The following is a 21,151-nucleotide window of genomic DNA, read 5'->3' as shown; positions in this document are numbered from 1 at the left end:
CGCCTTATTTTACGGCATCCCACGGCGTATCGATTTCCTGGCGGCGCCGTTCTTCTGAAGTCTTTCTCTCCAGCTCCTGCAGTGCAGGGCTGATCTTCACCGGATAGTGATCGGTGGGGGAGTTGCTGCGATAGATGGCCGGAAGATTTTCCCATTCCTCCCGGAAGCGCCCCCGGACCATTTCCAGGGATTCAGGGGAGCGCTGCAGAACTCCACCCCGAAGGACTGTTTCCAGGAGAGGCTCTCCTCCGGGAGAAGGCTCCTCCTCCAGGCACAGCACATCTTCATGCATACGGCCGTCATCACCGTAAAACCGGTAGGCCTGTTTTTTCCCGACCCATGTTTTTTTCCCGCTGCTGAGCTTCAAAATAGGTCGGCCCTCGTATTCCACGAGCTTGTAGGCGATGTCGAAATAGGGGGCATCCGAAGAAACCCCCATGCGCGTACCCACGGCAAACATGTCCACTTCGGCGCCTTCGTCCAACAGGGTTTCCAGGATGTATTCATCCAGGCTTCCACTGACGAGGATCTTCACGTCGGGAAATCCCCCATCCACGAGGATGCGCCGCACCTTCCGACTCAGGTCCACCAGGTCGCCGCTGTCGAGGCGGACTCCGCGGAGCACCTGTCCCCGGGCGGCCATACGCCGGCCGACTTCCACGGCTTTCTCGGCTCCCCGAAGAGTGTCGTAGGTGTCGATGAGGAGGACCGTGTTTTCCGGGTAGGCCCGTGCGAAGGCCAGGAAGGACTCCATTTCGTTTTTGAAGCTGGTGATATAGGAATGGGCCATGGTTCCAAAAACGGGTATGTCGTAGAGCTTTCCGGCCAGCACATTGCTGGTGCCCGCAAACCCCACCAGGTAGCTGGCACGCGCCGCCTTGACCCCCGCATCCACCCCCTGGGTGCGCCGCAGGGAAAAATCCACCAGGGAACGGCCGCGCGCTGCATGGACACAGCGGGCTGCCTTGCCCGCCAGGAGGGTTTCCAGCTGGATCACGTTGAGTATGAGGGTTTCCACGAGCTGCCCCTCCACCAGGGGGGCCGTGACTTCCAGGATCGGCTCCTGAGTGAAGAAAATGCGCCCCTCGGGAAGTGCCCTGACGGTTCCCGTGAAGCGAAGGCCACTCAAGTAGTGGAGGAAATCATCGGTGAATTTTTTCGTCGAGGCGAGATAGCGAAGGGATTCTTCTCCAAAGGAAAAGGTGGAGAGGAGCTCCAGGAGGTGCTCCAGGCCCGCCGCAACGAAGTAGGCCCGCTGATGGGGATAGGCTCGAATGAAAAGACTGAATGTCCCTTCACCTGACATTCCTTCCTTAAAGTAACTTTCCGCCATCGTGAATTCATAGAGGTCCGTGACGAGCTCGGGCGCATACCGATTCCATGGGTTCATCGTTTGCCATCCTTCATCTCAAGAGGAGAACCAGGCCGCTGAGCACAAAGGGAGCCATCGGGGAAGGGACCGCCCCCTTGCTTTTCATCTTCCATTGCCAGTCCCGCTCAAGGTCTTTCGTCCATCGCCACCGCGACTCCATGCTCCCCGACCAGTTTGGCGCCATAGACCCGCTCCATGCGCTTGAGGGCGAATTCATGGAACTGGGGATCGAAATCCGCCACCGCATCCACGGGAACCACCGGCGTATAATCGCGATTTCGCAAATCGCCCACGGTGTCCATGACACAGATGGAGGTCACGACCCCGGTCACCCACACCTCCTCCGGATGGGCTTCGGCCAGGACCCTTTCCAGATCCGTCCGGTAAAAGGCCGTGAACCGGGTCTTGTCCAGGACCAGGGCCCCGGGGGGAGGAGTCAGCTCCGGAATGACCTGCCCCCCCCACGTCCCCGCAATGGCGTGAGGGGGAAAGAGCTGGAACTCTTTATCCTGAGGGTCGTGAGCATCCCTCAGGTAGACGATGAGCCCATGCCCGGCGGCAAAAGAATCCACCAGATCCCGCACCCTGAGGATGATGCGGCGCGCACTCTCTCCACAGTAGAGCGCCCCCCGGGGATCAATAAAATCATTAAGCATATCAATAACAAGAACTGCTTTCATCGCTGAATTCCTTCCCATGAGAAGGGAAGCTCTGGTGAACCAGCTCAACGACTGCATGACACATGGGTTCAACGCAGGAGCCGAAAAGGTCGGGGCTTCACCTTACACGAAAATCCAGGGAGTGGAAAACATCCTTTCAAAAAAATGTTTTTCAATACACTGGGAAGTGAGTATACTTGGCACCTTTCTCGGCATCCGGGCAGAGGATTCAGTCTGAGACTGCCTGGCGCCCCCTGCCTGAGCAGGAGGTGCATCGCCCGGGGCTGCCGGCGGATAGAGCTTTACTTCATTAAGATAAGAGCAATCGAGTCTCAAACAACTGTTTTTACACAGATTCATGACCCATGGATTTAGAGCGGATTACCGTTGACACGCGCGACGCTTATCAGGAGGCTCAGGATCCCGTCGCCTTTCACTGGCGTGGGCAGCACTACACGGTTGCACAAATTTTGGACAGATGGTACGAAGGCTACCGGGATTCCACGCGCATGCCCCTGCGCTACTTCAAGGTCAGAACCGAAGACGGAGAGGAGCTCCTCCTGCGGTATCATCCTTTTTTTCGTGCCTGGGGCCTGGTCTTGAGGGGACACCCCAGGAAGCGCTGATACGGACCCTCAATGTTCCACGTGAAACACTGTCATTTTAGTCAGCTCGAAAACGTGAGGAAGTCATGCCCAAGGTTATTGCCATAGCCAATCAAAAGGGCGGAGTCGGCAAAACGACCACCGCCGTCAACCTGGCCGCAGGCCTTTCCCAGATCGGAGAAAAAGTCCTCCTGGTGGACTGCGATCCCCAGGGGAACGCCACCAGCGGCCTTGGAGTCCGTCTTCCCCCGGACGCCCCCTCCTTTTATTCGTACCTTCTCAGCGAGAGCGCTCTTCCCCCGATCCACCGCCCGCTCCTCCCGGAACTGGATCTCGCCGTCCTCCCCTCCAATTCCCAACTGGCCGCCGCCGAATGGGAGCTTTTTTCCTACCCGTCGGCCGAAACGCTTCTCCTGAGGAAGCTCCCGTCCCTGAAGGACTCCTTCACCTACATTCTCCTGGACTGCCCCCCGTCCCTGGGGCTTCTTACGGTCAACAGCCTCACGGCCTGCCAGTCCGTTCTCATTCCCATGCAGTGCGAATACTTCGCCATGGAGGGGCTCACCCTCCTCCTGGAAACGGTGCGCAAAATCCGCACCCGTTTCAACCCCAATCTCACCGTAGAGGGGATCGTCCTCACCATGTTCGACCGCCGCAACAATCTCGCGCACCAGGTCGTCAACGAAATACGCAAGCACCTCCAGTTCCGCATCTTCAAAACCTTCATCCCCCGCAATGTCCGTCTGAGCGAAGCCCCCAGCCACGGTCTTCCCGCCCTGCTGTACGAACCCTCCTGCGCTGGAGCCAAGGCCTATCTCGCTCTGGCGGAAGAGATCCGTGCACAAGGAGGCTCCCCATCATGACCGAAAAGAAACGCGGCCTCGGCCGCGGACTGGACCAACTTCTCTCCCCCACCGACTGGCTCAAACGGGATGATGTGCAGCTCTTTTACTGCCCCATCGACCGCCTCGTTCCCAATCCTTTCCAGCCGCGTCAACTCCTGGACGATGCCTCCATGGAAGAACTGGTGGACTCCGTGCGCCAAAAGGGCGTCCTCCAGCCCATCCTGGCGGTTCGAACGGACGTTCCCGAACAATACCAGATCCTGGCCGGTGAACGGCGCTGGCGTGCCGCCAGAACGGCGGGACTCACCGAGGTTCCCATCCTCGTACGGGATGCCAGCTCCGCCGAGGCCCTGGAACTGGCCCTCATCGAGAACATCCAGCGCCAGGATCTCAACTGCATTGAAGAAGCCCTGGCCTATCAGCGACTCCAGGAGGAATTCCACCTCACTCAGGAAGAAATTTCCCAGAGGGTGGGAAAAAACCGCTCCACGGTGGCCAACCTGTTGCGACTCCTCGGACTCCCCCCCGACATCCAGGAAGACATCCTCAATGGGCGACTCACCATGGGCCACGCCCGCGCGCTCCTGGGTCTCTCCTCCCCCGACGCCCAACGGAAGCTGCGGGACCTGATCCTGGCACGGCATCTCTCGGTGCGCCAGACGGAAGCCCTGGTCGCCAGACCCGCGCCGCCCCCGTCCACGGGCAAGACCCCACCCGATCCAGTCCTGACCCGGATGCAGGAGTCTTTACAGGCACACCTGGAAGCCCCCGTCACCCTGAGCCGTAAAGGCCAGCGCGGGACGCTCACCATTTCCTTCCAATCGGAAGACGAACTGGCAAGAATACTGGAGCGCATCGGTGTCGAGCGCGCTTAGCTCACGGAGGGTTTGCTCTTGATCCGCATTGCTGTCATCGACGGCCAGGGTGGAGGCATTGGCACCACCATCATCAAGAAGATCGTTGAAGTCCACGGAAACCGGGTGGAAATCTGGGCGCTGGGCACCAATGCCATTGCGACGGCCCAGATGATGAAAGCCCACGCCAACCGGGGCGCCACAGGGGAAAATGCCATCCGCCACTGCGTGCAGCAGGTGGATGTCCTCATTGGGCCCATCTCCATTCTCCTCGCCCACTCCATGATGGGGGAAGTAACCCCCGGCATGGTCCAGGCCATCGGCTCCGCCCAGGCCACGAAGATCCTCCTCCCCGTCACCCAGGATCCCATCGTCATCGTCGGCACCGTGAGAGAACCCCTCCCCCACCTGGTGGAAAAGCTCGTCAGTCACCACCTCACAGAGCTCATTGCCCGGAAAGAGCCCGAGCCATGTCCTTAGCCCCTCCTGTCCCGCGTGTTCCACACCTCATTTTGGGGGGCGCCCGAAGCGGCAAGAGCACCTATGCCGAAAGCCTCATATCCCGATTGGCTCCCCCTTACGTTTACGTGGCGACCGCCCAGGTGCTGGACGCAGAAATGGCCCACCGCGTGCAAAAACACCAGGAACGGCGCCGACGGGACTGGGTGACGCACGAATGCCCGCTGGAGCTCCCTCAGCTGCTTCAATCCCTGCAGGGCCACCATCGGCCGGTTTTGGTGGACTGCCTGACCCTTTGGCTCAGCAATCTCCTCCTGCAGGAAGGCGCTTCCTCCCCCGAAGCGGTGGTGGAAGCCCTCGCCCGATGGATTCCCACTGCCGACTACCCCCTCTTTTTCGTTTCCAATGAGGTGGGAGGCGGCATCGTTCCCGAAAATCCTCTGGCACGCCGTTTCCGTGACCTCTCGGGATGGACCAACCAGCGCATGGCAACGCTTTGTGCTGGAGTCACCCTCGTCGTGGCCGGCCTCCCCCTCGCCCTCAAATGACCCCGCCCCTTGGACCGACAGTTGAGCCATCCCGTCCTCATCAACCATCCTGCAGGAATTCCCACATGATCCAGCCACTGGCGACAGCCCTCTCTTTTCTCACGGTCTTGCGTCTCCCCGGAGCCTCCAGCCGAACCCTCTCTTCGGAAGACCTGGCGGCAAGCTTTTCCTTCTTCCCCCTCGTGGGCTTCCTGCTGGGGGCCATCGTGACCGCCCTGTCCTATCCCTTTCTCTCCGTGGCCCCGCCTCTTCTGCTGGCCACATGGATGACCGCCCTGCTGGCGGGCCTCACGCGAGCCCTCCACATGGATGGATTGGCGGACCTGGCCGACGGCCTGGGCGGAGGATACACTCCCGAGCGCCGGCTGGAAATCATGAAAGACAGCCGCATCGGAGCCTTCGGCGCCCTGGCCCTCATGCTGGCGCTGCTCTTCAAAGCCAGTGCCCTGCACACCCTGCTCATGCAGCACGCTTGGCCGCCCCTTCTGCTGGTTCCTGCCCTCAGCCGCACCGGCATGGTGCTCGCCGCCTACAAAAGTCCGAAGGCACGCCAGGGAGGACTGGGCAAGCTCTTCCTGGAGGGAATGCGCTCGCGGGATCTCTACACCGCCTGCGGCCTGAGCGTCGCCTTGGGACTCTGCCTCACTCCCTTCTTCTTTCCCGTCTACGCCGTCCTCACCCTTTTGATGGTGGCAGCACTGCGCCGCCTCGCCCGGAAGACCCTGGGCGGCATCACCGGCGACGTCCTGGGAGCCACCAACGAACTGGTGGAAGTGCTGCTCTTTTCGGCAGCCGCCTGTTTCGCCCCCTGAGCCTCTCACAAAGGAGCCTCGAAGCATGTCTCCCATGGAACCCTCTCACCAACCCACTCATCGGCTAGTCCTTCAACAACTCAAAGATGCCCGAGGTTCCTATTGTTCGGGAACCGCGCTGGCCGCGCAGCTGGGCCTCACCCGCACGGGAATCTGGAAGCATATCCAGAGCCTTCGTACCCTCGGCTATGACATCGAGAGCCATCCCAAGGAGGGGTATCGCCTCTTGTCGGTGCCCGACCTGCTGGTTCCCGAGGAAGTCGAACCACACCTGACCACCCGCTGGATGGGCAGGTCGTATCATTATTTCCCTCAAATCGCATCCACCAACGATGAAGCCCTGCGCCTCGCTGCCCGGGGAGCGCCCCACGGCACCGTCGTCGTTGCCGAGGAGCAGACGCGTGGCCGAGGAAGGCTGCAGCGCCCCTGGCTTTCCCCGTCGCGGTGCGGCATCTATGCTTCCCTCCTGCTGCGCACGGCGCTTCCCGTAAGGGAGGCCGCCCTGGCCAACCTGGTGGCCGCCCTCGCCTATGTCAAAATCCTGCGCCGACTGTACGCTCTCCCCGCCGGAATCAAGTGGCCCAACGACATCCTCATTCGAGGGAAGAAGGCGGCAGGGATCCTCACGGAAATGCAATCCGACCAGGATTTCACCCGTTTCCTCGTCGTGGGCATCGGGATGAACGTCAATCACGACGCGACGCACATGGACGCATCCTTCCGCTATCCGGGGACTTCGGTGGCCCTGGAACTGGGGCATCCCGTGCCCAGGCAGGAAATTCTCATGGCTTTCCTGGAGGAATTCGAAGCCCAGTATGATCTTTTCCTGGAGAATGGCTTTGAGTCCCTGATGGCAGTCATGGAAGAATATTCCATCATCCTGGGTAAAATGGTTCGCGTGCAGACGACTGACGGAGAACTTGCCGGAAAGGTCACAGGCTTCAACCCGCAGGGGGCCCTCAAGCTCCGCCTTGAAGACGGAAGGGAAGAAACCGTCTGGGTGGGGGATGTAACGCACGTGCGAGGGGATTTTACATGAGCGCCACGCAGTATTGCGGAGTAAAAGTCATCGCCGGATGCGGGAGGCGACACGGCCTCAAATCGTCGCAAAAAGGTAATCCTGGAAGGGAACGGAAGCTATCAGTGACTGTGTTTGAGACAACGGAGGGGCATCAGGGGGAAAGCAGGAAAGACTGAATGGGACGGCAATTTCTTGTGGGGGATTGAACGCTGAAAGAGCCCCAATCCCCCTTCGAAAGTCATGGGGGTATGTGCATGGCTCCGGAGTAACGGGAGGACGTCCATCAAAGGATCACGCGCCTCGTGCCCGCTCTCCTGCTTCCTGCTTCCGCTTGCACTCAATGCAAAGGGTTGTCACAGGACGGGCTTCCAGGCGTTCTTTGCCGATATCATCCCCACACGATTCGCATATCCCGAAGCTTCCATCTTCAATGCGCTGCAAAGCCTCGCGAATCTTCAAAATCAGCTTGCGCTCCCGGTCGCGGATACGCAGCATAAAATTCCGATCGGACTCAAGAGTGGCACGATCCGTAGGGTCGGGGAAAGTCTCTTCCGTATCGGTCATCCCGGCAACGGTTCGTTCGGCTTCAGCATAGAGCTCGTCCAGTCGTTTGAGCAAATTCTCCTTGAAGTACGCCTGCGTCTCTTTGTCCATATAGATAGCCCCCTGAAAGGTTATTTATGATATGAAAACGTTCTTGGCTAACACACTCACAAGAAAGAGTAAAGCAAAAATCGAACGTTACAGGCGCTCATAGGTCCCACTTTTGCCGCCGCTTTTGTGAGTCAACCGGACCTGCCGGATCTCCATCCCCCGGTCTACGGCTTTGCACATGTCGTAGATCGTCAGGGCCGCGACGGAAACTGCCACGAGGGCCTCCATTTCGACGCCGGTGCGGTCCCTGGTCCGAACACGCGATGCAATGTGGATTTCATTGCGCTCCGTATCGGATGAAAATTCAATTTCAACTCCCGTGAGCTGCAGTGGATGGCACAGAGGAATCATGTCCCACGTCTTCTTGGCAGCCATGATCCCTGCGAGCCTGGCAGCCTCGAAGACATTCCCCTTGGGCATCTCCCCGGAGACAATCCTTTGAAGAGTCTGGGCCTCCAGCAAGACCTTCCCCTCAGCCCGGGCCTCCCTCCAGGTCGTCTCTTTCTCGCTCACATCCACCATCCGCAACTGTCCCTGGGCATCGAGATGGGTGAATTCCTCAAGTCCGTCGCTCATATCGCCTCCGCCTAAAAGTACTATTTCAAAACCTTACGAAAAATCAGACAACGTATAAAACCACCACCAGATCTCCAGACCCTCTCCCGGGATTCAGCCGGTCGCCCCCTCCCGGCACACGAAGCCGCGCTCCATCCCTGCTGCCTGGAGGTACTCTCAATTGCAGCGTACACAGTTCTTCCCTTTCTCCCGTTCCCTCACACTTTTCGCAGAACTGCAGGACGCTTCTTCGACCACTTCCCCGACAGGAGTCGCAAAAAACCATGCGATGATAGGAAATCTCCTCGAAGGTCCCCTCCATGGCCGCGCCACGGGTGACCTGAAGGTCAAAACGCAGATCTTTCTCGCTGCGAGTACTCGCTCCGCCAAAAGCGATGCCGAAAGCGCTCTGGAAAACTTCCCCCAGAGAATCACTGCCTCCATTCCCGCTCTCCATCGGGGTACGCCGCGGGCTCTTTCCGGATCGACCGTAGCCGTGCGACTTATCGTACTTGTGTCGCAGGGACGGGTTCATGAGCGTCTCATACGCCTCGACGACTCTCCGGAAGTTCTGGGCTGCATGAGACTCCTGCGGGTTCCGGTCGGGGTGCCACCGCATGGCAAGCATTCTAAAAGCCTTTTTGATCTCCTCGCCACTCGCCCGATGGGTCACTCCAAGAATTTTATAATAACACTTCATATGCCGATCATTCTGCTTGAGAAACACCACCATGACTCCGCAGCACCCTCTTGGGGGAATTGCAGAGCGAGCCTCAAAAATCGAAAAAGGCGAGGGACGATATTCTTTGCAGCCGCCCGGAAAAATTTCTACCGGGCGCCCCCTCACCGGCAGCAATTGTGGATTGTGTTGAATAAATAATCTTAAGGACATCCGATGAACAAAACAAGACTCAAACGTTCCTTGACACCCTCCCAACCATCCCGTGTGTCTCGGCCATGATCTCCAAAACATACACCTGCAGCCTGCTGGGCATCGAAGCCATTCTGGTGGAAGTCGAGGTAGACCTGTCGCCGGGGCTGCCCGCTTTTTCCACTGTGGGCCTTCCCGACAATATCGTTCGCGAAAGCAAGGACCGCGTCAAAACCGCGTTGCAAAACAGCGGCTACCCCTTTCCCGCAGAACGCATCACAGTCAATCTCGCTCCCGCGCATCTGAAGAAGGAAGGAGCGGGGTTCGATCTTCCCATCGCCGCCGGAATACTGGGCGCCATGGGAGTCATCAAGCCCGGCAGGGCCGAAGAGGTCATCCTCGTGGGAGAGCTCTCCCTCGATGGCCGCATCAAGCCGGTCACGGGCAGCCTCCCCATGGCCATCCAGGCACGCAGCAGTGGATACCGCGCCATGCTCCTTCCCGCAGGCAATGCCGCCGAAGCCTCCGTGACGGAAGAGCTCTCCATTTATCCCATGAGCCATCTTGCGGAGGTGGTGAGCTTTCTGAATGGCCAGTCGGATATCGAGCCCGTCCGCGTGGATACCCGGGAGATCTGGAATGTCGAAATGCTCAATGAAATGGATTTTGAAGAAGTGAAGGGGCAGGAGCACACCAAACGGGGACTGGAAGTCGCCGCGGCAGGGGGGCACAATGTGCTCATGATCGGGCCCCCGGGAGCAGGAAAAACCATGCTGGCCCAGCGTCTGCCAAGCATCCTGCCCCTCCTGAGCTTCGAAGAAGCACTGGAAACCTCAAAAATCTTCAGTGTCGCCGGCCTGCTCCACAACCAGCCCCTCATGGTGCTGCGACCGTTCCGCTCTCCGCATCACACCATCTCGGATGCGGGGCTCATTGGAGGCGGCCACATTCCCAGGCCGGGGGAGGTGAGCCTGGCTCACAACGGCGTTCTATTCCTGGATGAATTTCCCGAATTCCGGCGCAACATCCTGGACCTCCTGCGGCAGCCCCTGGAAGACGGGCAGGTGACCATCGCGCGCGCCGCCATGTCTCTCACCTACCCCGCCCGATTCATGCTCATCGCCGCCATGAACCCATGCCCCTGCGGCTACTCCGGCGATTCCAGCCGCCCCTGCACCTGTTCTCCCAACGTGGTGCAGCGCTACAGGGGCCGCATTTCCGGCCCCATCCTGGATCGCATCGATTTGCACATCGAGGTCCCGGCCGTGCGCTACAAGGACCTCCAGTCCACGCAGCCCGTGGAAAGTTCGGCCACCATCCGGGACCGGGTCATCCAGGCAAGGAAGCTCCAGCTGGAACGATTTGCTCAGGACTCCATCTATTCCAATGCCCTCATGAAACCTCGGCACATCAAGAAATTCTGTCACCTGGACAGGGAAGGGCAGAAGCTCCTGGAACGTGCCATCGAAAGCCTGGGCCTCAGCGCCCGCGCCTACCACCGCATTCTCAAGGTAGCAAGAACCATAGCGGACTTGGCGGGGGAGGGCGCCATCGCCCCCAACCATCTCCTGGAGGCCGTGCAGTACCGGTCCCTGGACCGGCGGCTGTTTTGAATTCTCGGCCGGGAGTCAGCGGCACGGGTCATAATTCGAGAACCAGAGGGGAGGGATGCGCCCATCCATCACTGACAGAAAGCCTTCTCGAACCCCAGGACGCGGCTCTCCCTTTCCAATACCTGATCCAGATATTTCATGAAAAACCTGGGGAATCTCCATGATTCCACACTAACACAATTGCTTGAGTCGATATTCGCAGGACATCACGCCATGGTGGATTGAACTTCGGGACAGCTTTCATTTCCAGGATGTAATCGATCTAAAGTCGAAACGGAATTCAACGGCGGTAAAGGGACAACTTACCTTTGGCATCTGTGTGAGCATGGATTGAGCAAATTTTTGTAGAGTCCTTATCATTACCTCAGGAGGACAAAGAATATGAAGGTCATTGTCATCGGTGCCACGGGAACAATAGGCAGTGCCATTGTGCGGGCGATCGGTCACCGCCACGAGGTGATTCCGTTCAGCCACAGTAAATCTGTTAACAATGTTGATATTGCAGACACGGCATCCATTTCAGAGATGTTCGAGGCGATTGGACCAGTTGATTCAGTGATCAGTGCAGCGGGACTTGCGAAGTTTGGTCCCATGACTTTGCTTACGGATGCGGACTTTGCTCTCGGCCTGAACAATAAACTGATGGGGCAGGTAAACCTGGTGCGGTTCGGTATGGATCACATAAGGGATAACGGATCATTCACGCTTACGAGTGGCATATTGAGCCGCAAACCCATGAATGGTTCAACTGCGATCAGTCTCGTGAACTCAGCGATCGAAGGCTTTGTCAGGGCAGCGGCACTGGAAATGCCCAGGGGCATACGCATCAACGTCGTAAGCCCGAATTGGGTGGTTGATACGCTCGAGGCTTTTAACATGGACCCATCGATCGGGACGCCAGTCGAAGTGGTTGCCCGTGCGTATGTGAAGGTTCTGGAAGGCACCATGAACGGTGAGGTGTTTGATGCGATATAGTAGTAATGTCGGGATGTCAGACAAAGAAACTTAACATGTCTCGAAGGATTGTAGAATTGACTGGGAGTGATCCTATGAGTCGAAAACCTACTCAAGGATCCGGCGGGCAAGCAAATAATTCCGCCGGCATCTACTGCTTCATGGATATCGTGGCCAAACAGGCGGAAGAGTATGCTGCGGATCATACGTCGCCCATGTCCTCGCTCCTTGAGGAGGTTGAACACTTTACACTCACAAGGACACCCTATCCCAGTATGCTCACCGGTCGGGTTGAAGGCCGGTTTCTGCAGTTAGCAGTTCAACTGTCGAGCGCAAAGCACGTCGTCGAAATTGGCACCTTTACCGGTTATTCGGCTCTTGCCATGGCCGAGGTCCTGCCCCATGACGGGAAAATCCTGACCATCGAGCATAATTCTCACCATGCAAAGATCGCGCAGAATTTTTTCGACCGAAGCTCCAGAGGCTTTAAGATCACTCTGTGCATTGGTGAGGCGCTGGAAATCTTGAAGACCCTGCCGGATGCAAGGACCGACCTTGTCTTCATCGACGCCGACAAGCGAAACTACAGTGCATATTACAGGGAATCCATGCGGATTTTGCGTAACGGCGGCTTGATACTTGCCGATAACGTCCTCTGGTACGGCAGAATCTTCGATCCAAAAGACGATGACAGCCAGGCAATGGCAGACTTCAACGAATTGGTCAAAGCAGACGACAGGGCCGAAAAACTGTTCCTCACCATCCGTGACGGGATTTACCTGATCAGGAAACGCGTCAGTGTTGAATGAATCCCAGCGTCAGATAGGGAGATCATGAACACTTTGTTTCCTGACCGCCAAGTGGTGTGCATTCAGGGGGTGTTTCACACCAGTCGGCGCGAGTTGAGGTTTCAAAAACCGTTTAGAACGGACATCCCGAAGATTGGATAGATCAGGAGGTCGGAGCACCCATCGCCTCGAGGGGAGGAGTCGGAACTTTTTATGGGATAATCATCATGGCCACCCTTGCGGTACTGATTGCAAGCATTATAGATAGAGCGAATAGCAAAGCCACTTCTTTCAAACCAAGGGAGTGAGGTTTTAGCGTTTTGACCGCGTTGGTGAACAGGTGAGAGTAATAGAGAAGGTGCGCGTACCGGCCCACGATTTGGAGCAAGCAGGAGGAACCTATGAGCTTTACAGGCAAGGAAGCGTTGATCGTTGGTGGCGGGAGCGGGATGGGGCTGGCAACCGCGAAGATGCTGGTTCAAGCAGGGGTTACTGTGACACTGGTGGGGCGTAGTCTAGACAAATTGGAACGTGCGCGCGAGACATGTGGAGACCTAAGCAGGGTACGCACGTTCCAAAGCGACATTACAAAAGAAGACGATCTCAAAAGATTGATACGCCATGTGGATATGAAGATGAAGGAGTTGAAATACCTGGTAAATGCGGCTGGCGTTTTTTCTCCAAAACCCTTCCTGGAGCATACTGCTAATGATTATGACGCCTATATGGAGTTGAATCGGGGCATGTTCTTCCTGACTCAGCAGGTAGTGAGGAACATGATCGCAAACGGAGGCGGGGCCATTGTGAACATCGGTTCGATGTGGGCGCATCAGGCCATCAAAGCCACACCCTCTTCAGCCTATTCCATGGCTAAAGCAGGTCTTCATTCGCTGACCCAGCACCTGGCAATGGAACTGGCAGACAAGAATATCCGTGTCAACGCTGTGGCCCCCGCTGTGGTAGAGACACCAATTTACGCCGCTTTCATAAAGCCCGAGGAGGTTCATGACGTCCTGCAGACCTTCAACAGTTTTCACCCCATTGGACGGATTGGAACCCCCAAGGATGTGGCCTCTATCGTCGTGTTCCTGCTCTCCGACGATGCCGCCTGGGTAACAGGGGCAATCTGGAACGTTGATGGAGGAGTCATGGCAGGCCGCAACCAGTAATAACCAACAGGTAGTTGCCAAGTGCCGAGGCTCGCAATTACGCAACCGCTAACCTACCTCTCTATCCTACGAGCGGCCCCCTGCAGCGACAGAGGCTGTCGGTTATTATACGCTCCAGTCAAAACTGGGCAGGATGGTGGGCAAGCCCCCCTCTAATGATCAACTTAAACCGTACCCCGAAATCCATTCATCATCACCTTCTGCATTTTGAGAGTGACTTCCATTCTGTCATGACTTCCCTTGAGACGTTGGCCCAGGAGCTCGCCGGCATTCACGGCGGCTTTCATGACATCGGACAGCTTGATAACATCGGGAGTCGTTTCTGGAGTAATTTTAACCTGTTCGCCGTGAAGGAGATACGGAATACCCACTCTGCATGTTTCTCCATATCCACAAGAATAACAAGAGGCTGCTCCTCGCCCGATGACTTTGGAAACAGTCTCGATGAAGTTATAGAGGAAGAATTTTTCAATCTCATCAGCCGGAAATTGTCCCGTGGTGCCCCCAACACCAACAGCAACACCCAACTTACCCCAGAGGAGATTACCTTCCCGGTGACGAAATTGGAACCATCGTTCAAGGAAGGCATGAGTTGTAGCATTTAGACCCGAGTAGTAATTGGGAGCACCAATGACGTAGGCATCCGCCTGGATTATTTTCTCCCTAAGGGGTGTCAAGTCATCTTCCACCCTGCAAACATTGTCCTCAACGCAGCCCAGACATGCGATACACCCCGAGATTTTCATTCCTTTGAGCGAAATCACTTCATAATCGCAACCCGTGGCTTTGACTATCGTGTGAATGAGTCTGTAAGTCCCTGATAATGTGTTTTTTCTTGGGCTTCCGCAGATTCCTAGAACCTTCATTTTATTGCTCCCAAAAGAGTGCAGACTGGCTATCCATGATGGCTGCCGTTCGTTCGGCTTCACGTCCTTCCGTTTCTCAAAGCTTTTCTCGTAAGGCGTCATGAATTCGCTCCCATGTTCCGTCACGACGCCATGTAGAGAAGTAATGGTAAACCGTCACCCAGGGAGAGAAATCATGAGGCAACAGACGCCAGGCACAGCCATTCCGACTACAACTTTGGCAGAAGAAGTCCCAACCAGAGGCTATATGGTCTGGCCAAGGTAGGTCTGAGCCAATTTTTGGTCCGAACGCAATTCATCCGCCGGCCCTTCCAGAACAAGACTCCCACTTTCCATGACATAACCATAGGAAGATATCACGAGCGCCTGACGGGCGTTCTGCTCCACGAGGAGAATGGTCTGCCCCTCGTCGCGCAGTTCCCGAACGATGTTGAAAATGGCTGTGACCAACTTCGGCGCCAGCCCGAGAGATGGCTCATCAAGGAGCAGCACCTTCGGTTTCGCCATCAATCCGCGGGCGATCGCAAGCATCTGCTGCTCACCTCCTGAAAGAGAGCCGGCAGGAGCATAGCGACGATCACGAAGGATGGGGAAACGCTCCTCCATTCGTTCCATATCACGCAACACTTCGCATCGGGGACGCCTGTATCCGCCCAGTTCCAGGTTCTCGCGGACACTCATGCCCGCAAGCACCTGCCTCCCCTCGGGAACTTGCACAATGCCGGCAGATACGCGTCTGTGAGCACTCATCCGCGTGATGTCCCGCCCATCGAAAAGAATCTTGCCCCTACTGGGCCGCACTACACCGCTTAAGGCGTTGAGAGTGGTTGTCTTCCCGGCCCCGTTCGGCCCAATCAGAGTTGCCACTGTCCCGCACGCTACGTGAAACGAGAGACCGGATACCGCTTCGACTGGGCCGTACGTTACGGTCAAGCCTTGGATTTCAAGCATATTATGCCTCTGCTCCAAGATAGGCCTCAATCACCTGTGGATGCCGACCTACCTCGCTTGGAGCGCCCGTCGTGATTACACGGCCGAAGTTCAGAACCGTAATTCTTGAACACAACTCCATCACAAATTTCATATTGTGCTCGATCAGCAGGATAGTCATTCCCTGGGTTGCGAGGGAACGGATCAAACCGCCCACCTGCTCAATACCCCTTCGGCGCATCCCGGCCACCGGTTCATCGAGGAGCAAAATCCGTGGCTCCAATGCCAGAGCGCGGGCGATTTCAAGGCGACGCCTCTCGCCATAGGAGAGATACCCGGCGGGGATCGCGGCTCGATGTTCGATCCCGACCCGTTTCAGGCACGCCATAGCCTTATCACGGTATTCCCGTTCCTCGCGGTTTGCAGAGGGAAGGTGGAGCAGTCGGGGGAGGAGCTGTCTCTTAGCCTTGAGATGCTGCCCGGCAATGACGTTTTCAACACAGTTCATGCCCGCAAAGAGGCGAATGTTTTGGAAGGTTCGCGCAATTCCGAGTGCCGCCACTTTATAAGGCGGGAGTGAGTGAATGAGAGCGCCTTCAAGGAGGATGCGGCCTTCCATTGGTTTGGCAGTGCCACTCAGGACATTGATAAGTGTTGTCTTGCCGGCGCCGTTGGGGCCGATCAGCCCGTGGATCGCCCCCTTTTCGACCGAGAACGAAACACCGTCGAGAGCGCGGATACCGCCGAAGGTTTTGGTGATTCCAACAATCTCGAGCAACATGGATACAGGTTCCCTATGGCTGAGCTTACGGCCGGGGACCAGCAATGCTGGAGCTCCGGGAGAGCAGTGAAATAAGGCCGTTGGGTAAAAACAGGATCACAAGGAGCAGAATAATGCCGTTCACGCACATTCTGATCGGTCCGGCCGTAACACCAATACCCCGTAGCACTTCCGGAAGCGCAGTCAGGAGCGTTGCCCCGAGCAATGGGCCATACCATATGCGGGTCCCGCCAACGATATTGTAGATCAAGAGTTGAACGGCTGCCGAAAAGCCGAATTCGCCCGGGGAGATGATAAAGTTGAGGTGTGCGTACATTCCGCCCGCAAGGCCGGAAATGATCGCTCCTATTGTGAACGCGACGGTCTTGTAAAAGGTGGTGTTGACGCCGAGGGATGCCGCTGCGGCTTCGTCCTCGCGAATGCTCTCGAAGCTCCATCCGATCCTGGATTGTCGCAGCTTCGCCATAAAGTACCCTGTAAGCGCGAGGACCGTGAAAATCAGCCCCGTGGTGGTTTTGTTGGGGATTCCAACCAGCCCTTGGGCTCCTCCCGTTATAGTGAGGTTCACCGCGGCAATCCGCACAACCTCGCCGAAGCTGAGAGTAGCCATTGCCAGAAAGACTCCGCGAAGTCGAAGCACAGGAAGTCCGATGAGCACGGCGACTATCCCCGAAAGCATGGCGCCCGAAGTGATGGAGAGAATATAGGGCGCATGAAACTGCATGGTGAGTATTCCTGCAGTGTAACCGCCGATGCCGGCGAAAGCCGCGTTGCCGAGAGAGAGCTGGCCTGCGGAGAGTGTTACGTAAAGACCTAGAGCCATCAGGGCGTTGATGCCGATAAAGTTCACCAGATTGCCGTAGACGGCGAAAAAGTGCATCAGGAAGGCCATAAGCGCTATACCTCTCTGGCCCGCCGGCGTCCGAGCAGCCCCTCAGGTCGCAGGAGAAGCACGGCGAAGAGCACGGTGAACGCCACGGCATCACGCAGGTTGGACTTTCCTGTGACGGCAACCGTCAGCACCTCGCTCAGACCGAACGTCAGCCCGCCCAGAATGGCGCCGGGAATGCTGCCCATCCCACCCAGCACGATGACGGCAAGGCCCTTCAGCTCTATGGAACGACCCATATCGGGAGACAAGGCATCGAAATACAATCCGAAAAGAATTCCGGCTGCACCTCCCAAGGCAGAAGAGACAAAAAAAGTGGATGCGATGATTCCATCGACATGAATGCCGAGCAGGCGCGCTGTTCGCTCACTTTCAGCTACCGCGCGTATGGCCTTGCCGGTGCGCGTGCGGTGGAGAAACAGGGACAGGGCTCCCATGAGGATCAAAGCCACGAGCACTATCTCCACCTGCAGCGACGTGATGGTGACCCCTTCGATGCGCCAGATGTCCGTCTTTATGGTGTTGGGCGGGAATCGAACGGTATGGGCACCGAACAAACCAAGGGCTGCACTTTCGAAGATGATCGCCATGGCGATGCTGGAGATGAGACCTGAAAAGTAAGTGTCGGATCTTTGGCGCAAGGGTGCGAAGGCAACGCGGTCGAGAACAAGCCCGAGCAGACCGGAGAAAAGGACGGCGAGAGGGAAAGCTGCCCAGATCGACATGCCGCTGCCTTCAACCAGCCATAGAGCAACCAGTCCACCAAGGGTGAAGACCGTCGCGTGAGCCATGTTGAGGATATCCAGAACGCCGAAGACCAGAGTATACCCAACAGCAAAAAGCCCGTATACGCTCCCGATGAACAGTCCGTTGACCAACTGCTGGAGGAGAAGAGACATCAGCAGACACCGTGTCCCTTCTCAGAACCGTGAATCAGCACGATGCAAGGTTGCATGAGGTGATACCTCTATTCGCCGAAGACCACAAACTTGCCGCCCTTCACCGTCTGGACAACCGGCGTGTGGTCTGCGTCCCGTCCTGCAGTGAAAGAGAATTTTCCCAGCACCGTATCGAAATCCTTGATCTGAGCCATGGCCTCGCGGATGGCCTTGCGGTTGTCGGCGCTCCCGGCTTTCTTCACGGCTTCCAGTGCGATGTAAACTCCGGCGTAGGCTTGGGCTGCAAACTGATCGGGCGGGCTCCCGAACCTGTTCGTATAGGCATCCACAAAATGCTTGTTCAATGGATTCGTTGAAGTCATGTTCCAGGCTGCCCCCACTATCACCCCCTCTGCAGATTCGCCCGCATTCTTGATGAGTGCCGGGGAATTGAATCCGTTGCCGCCGATGATCGGAACCGTTGCTGGGATGCCAAGCTGGCGAGCTTGACTCAAGATACCAGAGGCCTCCTCGACAAGGGCCGACACTACGATAGCATCCGGGTTCAAGCTTTTGAGCTGGGTCAGTTGGGGCGAGAAATTCCGGTCGCCCTTGGCAAAGGTCATCTCACTGAGAATTTCGATGCCGGCTTCAGACAGCGCGTTCTTGAACGCATCGTAGCCGCCCTTGGTGAAGGCGTCGTCATCACCATAGAGAATCGCAACCTTCTTGATTCCCAGTTTCTCCTTTGCAACTCGGATGGTATTGGGAATGACGACGGCTTCCGTCAGCGAGTCCCTGAAGATGTAATCGCCTATGTCGGTGATGCCCTTGGCGGTGTTGCTGATGGCAAGGACGGGAACGCCGGATTGCTGTGCGATGCGGTTCGTGACTTGGGCGGTGTTGCTCAGAGTGGGCCCGATGATGAGAGCAACACGATCGGCGTTGATGAACTTGTTATAAACGTTGATCCCCTGTTGCGGCACGCTGGCGTCGTCATCGAAAAGAGGGACGATCTTGATGCCGTCGCTTCCAGCTGCCGCATTGATCTCATCGGAGGCGAGCTGAATGCCGTTCTTCTGTGTAGCACCGTAAGCGGCAGCCGCACCTGTCATGCTCAATGCAGCACCGATCTTCACTTCCTGTCCCGCTGCAAACGTGACAGATCGGACAGAGACCATCAGGATGAGGACGAGGATAAGTCTGTAACCTTTGCGAAATCTCTCATTCTTCATGGACACCTCCTTGCAAAGCGTATCGCGGGTTTTCTGTTCCTGAACCGTGGGACGACGCAAGCCGACACCCCTCGCGTTCGAGGACCGAAGCCAACACGCATCCGAAAGTCCACCATGGGATGCCGCCAACGACAAGGGAGAAAAAAACAGAGCTCCTCCAGCACAATCGTTGGCTGTACACTATAAATTTAAAGGAGATTTTCCCGGAATTCGGAATGGGAGGCAGTCCCTAAAAAATGGGAGAATTTGAGAAGACATGCCCATTCCGCCACAACCGCTGAGTCTGAAAGTACTTTCCATAACGAGGATGGCCTACCTTTAGCGCTGTGTCAAGTCCAAAGGATCTCAGCAAATACGACGCAAACGGTGAGGAACCCATCCATTTCAAAGCGCTCATGAAGTTCCGGCGTATCAAAAAGCTCTGCCGCCCTGGTCCGGGCCAATTGCTCTCACGTAAAGTTAGGCTTCTGGATTCCGGGTCGAGCCGGAATGACGATGGACGTATCGGCTACATTATTGTGTGGGTCTATGCTTCAGAAATTTGGAAACTCGATGCATCTTGTGGTCTCCCGAACCCAAATATCTGGTATTTAGGTTCCGCAAAACGTGGCCTGGACAACTTCCTCCGGTCTGGGAGCCAATTTATAGCTACTGAGCTCTTCCTGCTCTTCATAAGGTTTCTCGAGCACCTCGTTCATTTCATGAAAAAGACTGAAGTCCCCCCTCAGCCCGGCTTCAATCACCTGCTCTATCTTGTGGTTCCTGGGGATAAACACAGGATTCACCCTGTTCATTTCCTTCTTTATCGTCTCGGTGTCCACGTCCTGATTTTTAACCCTCTTTCGCCATGACTGATAAAAATCCTGAAAGGTGCTGGTCCTTTCAAAAAAATTAAAATCGTCATCGTTTTCTACCAAAGTGGCAAAATTTCGAAAGCTTAAGTACCCAAGCAAAAGTTTTCTAACAAAACGAACCGTTCGCCCTGAGCCTGTCGAAGGGCATGTCTGGTTGTGCCCTTCGACAGGCTCAGGGCGAACGGACAGCAAGACAAAATGTTAAGAAATATACGCTCAGGTACTTAAGGTGTAATCAAGCTGTTCTGCTTCCAGATAATGGAGCCATCGACGGACAAGATCCATGTCTTGTGGCTCTACATCCATTAGGATTCCCAGTTTCTTTAACATCTTTGAGGCAAGCCTCTTCTCGAAAAATGTACCCAAAGAGTCCAGTTCCTTGTTCAGCATTTCCGCTACCTCCTTGGAGCCATTATCGGTCAGGAGAACCAGACAATTCCCGAGTCGGGATAAGTTCCAAAGGGTGATTTGGGCCTGATTGGAATAAGAATAACGACCAAATTGGTCGATCGAACTGAAAACCTGATCAAAACGAAACTGATCCATGAAAGCGCAGGGTCCAAAGTCGATTGTCTCCCCGGCTATGGACATGTTGTCCGTGTTCATCACGCCGTGAATGAAACCCAGGGCCATCCAACTTGCCACAAGTTCAACCTGGGCACGTCCAACCTTGCGGAAAAAAAGAAGATGAGCCTCGGAATCGTTTTGAATTTCGGGGTAGTGCCTTTGGATCGAGTACTCCGTTAGACGCTTTAAATTTTCCAGGTCCTGTCGGGCGGCAAAATATTCAAAGGTGCCAACACGAATATGACGAGGTCTCTCGGAAATATAAGTCCTTATTTTAGATTGAGAAAAGTATAGAGTCAGGCATTTCTCAATCATTTTTTCTATAGGCAGATAAAACTCTCGGAAATTCATGGATCATTGACGGATAATCTG

At 56.2% G+C, this 21,151-nt stretch carries 24 protein-coding genes and 1 pseudogene; 11 read left to right on the top strand and 14 right to left on the bottom strand.

Annotation, left to right across the window (positions count from 1 at the left end; translation table 11 throughout):
• Positions 1 to 4: 4 nt before the first annotated feature.
• Positions 5 to 1,390 (bottom strand): nicotinate phosphoribosyltransferase, encoded by a 1,386-nt coding sequence (locus tag MWC30_RS18765; RefSeq protein WP_244085737.1) that lies wholly within the window; start codon positions 1,388 to 1,390, stop codon positions 5 to 7.
• A 107-nt stretch (positions 1,391 to 1,497) separates the two neighbouring features.
• Positions 1,498 to 2,052 carry a cysteine hydrolase family protein gene (locus tag MWC30_RS18760; RefSeq protein ID WP_244085736.1) on the bottom strand — a complete coding sequence of 185 codons (555 nt, stop codon included), beginning with the start codon at positions 2,050 to 2,052 and terminating at the stop codon, positions 1,498 to 1,500.
• Positions 2,053 to 2,396: 344 nt separating this feature from the next.
• On the opposite strand from MWC30_RS18760, the gene MWC30_RS18755 reads away from it, so the two are divergent.
• The 7 genes from MWC30_RS18755 (at position 2,397) to MWC30_RS18725 (ending at position 7,193) form a co-directional block, all read left to right on the top strand.
• Positions 2,397 to 2,657 carry a DUF6504 family protein gene (locus tag MWC30_RS18755; RefSeq protein WP_244085735.1) on the top strand — a complete coding sequence of 87 codons (261 nt, stop codon included), beginning with the start codon at positions 2,397 to 2,399 and terminating at the stop codon, positions 2,655 to 2,657.
• Positions 2,658 to 2,722: 65 nt separating this feature from the next.
• A complete protein-coding gene (locus MWC30_RS18750; RefSeq protein WP_244085734.1) occupies positions 2,723 to 3,499 on the top strand; it encodes a ParA family protein in 777 nt (258 codons plus the stop codon).
• Complete coding sequence (locus tag MWC30_RS18745) at positions 3,496 to 4,356, top strand: ParB/RepB/Spo0J family partition protein (protein ID WP_244085733.1); 861 nt, start codon at positions 3,496 to 3,498, stop codon at positions 4,354 to 4,356. Before MWC30_RS18750 ends, MWC30_RS18745 begins: the two co-directional genes overlap by 4 nt.
• Before the next feature lie 18 nt (positions 4,357 to 4,374).
• Positions 4,375 to 4,815, top strand: coding sequence for a DUF3842 family protein (locus MWC30_RS18740; RefSeq protein ID WP_244085732.1), 441 nt, complete (start codon positions 4,375 to 4,377; stop codon positions 4,813 to 4,815).
• Positions 4,806 to 5,342: a bifunctional adenosylcobinamide kinase/adenosylcobinamide-phosphate guanylyltransferase gene (cobU, locus tag MWC30_RS18735; protein ID WP_244085731.1), complete on the top strand. Its 537-nt coding sequence runs from the start codon at positions 4,806 to 4,808 to the stop codon at positions 5,340 to 5,342. Before MWC30_RS18740 ends, cobU begins: the two co-directional genes overlap by 10 nt.
• A 65-nt stretch (positions 5,343 to 5,407) precedes the next feature.
• A complete protein-coding gene (cobS, locus tag MWC30_RS18730; RefSeq protein WP_244085730.1) occupies positions 5,408 to 6,154 on the top strand; it encodes an adenosylcobinamide-GDP ribazoletransferase in 747 nt (248 codons plus the stop codon).
• A gap of 25 nt (positions 6,155 to 6,179) precedes the next feature.
• Positions 6,180 to 7,193 carry a biotin--[acetyl-CoA-carboxylase] ligase gene (locus tag MWC30_RS18725; RefSeq protein WP_244085729.1) on the top strand — a complete coding sequence of 338 codons (1,014 nt, stop codon included), beginning with the start codon at positions 6,180 to 6,182 and terminating at the stop codon, positions 7,191 to 7,193.
• Between the two features lie 273 nt (positions 7,194 to 7,466).
• Here MWC30_RS18725 and dksA read toward each other — a convergent pair whose 3' ends face one another.
• The 3 genes from dksA to MWC30_RS18710 form a co-directional block, all read right to left on the bottom strand.
• Positions 7,467 to 7,829, bottom strand: coding sequence for an RNA polymerase-binding protein DksA (gene dksA / locus MWC30_RS18720; protein WP_244085728.1), 363 nt, complete (start codon positions 7,827 to 7,829; stop codon positions 7,467 to 7,469).
• Positions 7,830 to 7,916: 87 nt separating this feature from the next.
• On the bottom strand, positions 7,917 to 8,405 hold the full coding sequence (gene moaC / locus MWC30_RS18715; RefSeq protein ID WP_244085727.1) for a cyclic pyranopterin monophosphate synthase MoaC: 489 nt from the start codon (positions 8,403 to 8,405) through the stop codon (positions 7,917 to 7,919).
• 43 nt (positions 8,406 to 8,448) lie between these two features.
• Entirely contained in the window at positions 8,449 to 9,084 is a 636-nt protein-coding gene (locus MWC30_RS18710) for a DnaJ domain-containing protein (RefSeq protein ID WP_244085726.1), read from the bottom strand.
• A 257-nt stretch (positions 9,085 to 9,341) separates the two neighbouring features.
• On the opposite strand from MWC30_RS18710, the gene MWC30_RS18705 reads away from it, so the two are divergent.
• The 4 genes from MWC30_RS18705 to MWC30_RS18690 all read left to right on the top strand — a co-directional run bounded on the left by MWC30_RS18705 (position 9,342) and on the right by MWC30_RS18690 (position 13,779).
• Entirely contained in the window at positions 9,342 to 10,868 is a 1,527-nt protein-coding gene (locus tag MWC30_RS18705; RefSeq protein WP_244085725.1) for a YifB family Mg chelatase-like AAA ATPase, read from the top strand.
• A gap of 381 nt (positions 10,869 to 11,249) precedes the next feature.
• On the top strand, positions 11,250 to 11,843 hold the full coding sequence (locus tag MWC30_RS18700; RefSeq protein WP_244085724.1) for a short chain dehydrogenase: 594 nt from the start codon (positions 11,250 to 11,252) through the stop codon (positions 11,841 to 11,843).
• Positions 11,844 to 11,899: 56 nt separating this feature from the next.
• Positions 11,900 to 12,631, top strand: a complete 732-nt coding sequence (locus tag MWC30_RS18695; RefSeq protein ID WP_244085723.1) for an O-methyltransferase — start codon at positions 11,900 to 11,902, stop codon at positions 12,629 to 12,631.
• Between the two features lie 380 nt (positions 12,632 to 13,011).
• Positions 13,012 to 13,779, top strand: a complete 768-nt coding sequence (locus MWC30_RS18690) for an SDR family NAD(P)-dependent oxidoreductase (protein WP_244085722.1) — start codon at positions 13,012 to 13,014, stop codon at positions 13,777 to 13,779.
• Between the two features lie 164 nt (positions 13,780 to 13,943).
• Here MWC30_RS18690 and MWC30_RS18685 read toward each other — a convergent pair whose 3' ends face one another.
• The 9 genes and pseudogenes from MWC30_RS18685 to MWC30_RS18645 form a co-directional block, all read right to left on the bottom strand.
• Entirely contained in the window at positions 13,944 to 14,747 is an 804-nt protein-coding gene (locus MWC30_RS18685) for a flavodoxin family protein (RefSeq protein WP_368860891.1), read from the bottom strand.
• A pseudogene (locus MWC30_RS18680) lies at positions 14,725 to 14,853 on the bottom strand (transposase); the annotation flags it as partial. The gene MWC30_RS18685 and the pseudogene MWC30_RS18680, both read right to left, overlap by 23 nt.
• 35 nt (positions 14,854 to 14,888) lie before the next feature.
• Complete coding sequence (locus MWC30_RS18675; RefSeq protein ID WP_244085721.1) at positions 14,889 to 15,596, bottom strand: ABC transporter ATP-binding protein; 708 nt, start codon at positions 15,594 to 15,596, stop codon at positions 14,889 to 14,891.
• A gap of 1 nt (position 15,597) precedes the next feature.
• Positions 15,598 to 16,356, bottom strand: coding sequence for an ABC transporter ATP-binding protein (locus MWC30_RS18670; RefSeq protein WP_244085720.1), 759 nt, complete (start codon positions 16,354 to 16,356; stop codon positions 15,598 to 15,600).
• 25 nt (positions 16,357 to 16,381) lie between these two features.
• Positions 16,382 to 17,248 (bottom strand): branched-chain amino acid ABC transporter permease, encoded by an 867-nt coding sequence (locus tag MWC30_RS18665; RefSeq protein WP_244085719.1) that lies wholly within the window; start codon positions 17,246 to 17,248, stop codon positions 16,382 to 16,384.
• A gap of 5 nt (positions 17,249 to 17,253) precedes the next feature.
• Positions 17,254 to 18,144: a branched-chain amino acid ABC transporter permease gene (locus MWC30_RS18660; protein WP_244085718.1), complete on the bottom strand. Its 891-nt coding sequence runs from the start codon at positions 18,142 to 18,144 to the stop codon at positions 17,254 to 17,256.
• A 68-nt stretch (positions 18,145 to 18,212) separates the two neighbouring features.
• The gene (locus tag MWC30_RS18655; RefSeq protein WP_244085717.1) at positions 18,213 to 19,358 is read right to left on the bottom strand and encodes an ABC transporter substrate-binding protein; all 1,146 of its coding nucleotides are present in this window, start codon (positions 19,356 to 19,358) and stop codon (positions 18,213 to 18,215) included.
• A 590-nt stretch (positions 19,359 to 19,948) separates the two neighbouring features.
• The gene (locus tag MWC30_RS18650; RefSeq protein WP_256461278.1) at positions 19,949 to 20,275 is read right to left on the bottom strand and encodes a protein adenylyltransferase SelO family protein; all 327 of its coding nucleotides are present in this window, start codon (positions 20,273 to 20,275) and stop codon (positions 19,949 to 19,951) included.
• 153 nt (positions 20,276 to 20,428) lie between these two features.
• Positions 20,429 to 21,130 carry a protein adenylyltransferase SelO family protein gene (locus MWC30_RS18645; RefSeq protein ID WP_244085715.1) on the bottom strand — a complete coding sequence of 234 codons (702 nt, stop codon included), beginning with the start codon at positions 21,128 to 21,130 and terminating at the stop codon, positions 20,429 to 20,431.
• Positions 21,131 to 21,151 lie beyond the last annotated feature (21 nt).

It is taken from the genome of Desulforhabdus sp. TSK (assembly GCF_022836495.1).
GTDB lineage: Bacteria > Desulfobacterota > Syntrophobacteria > Syntrophobacterales > Syntrophobacteraceae > Desulforhabdus.
This window is presented reverse-complemented; position numbering and strand designations above follow the sequence as displayed.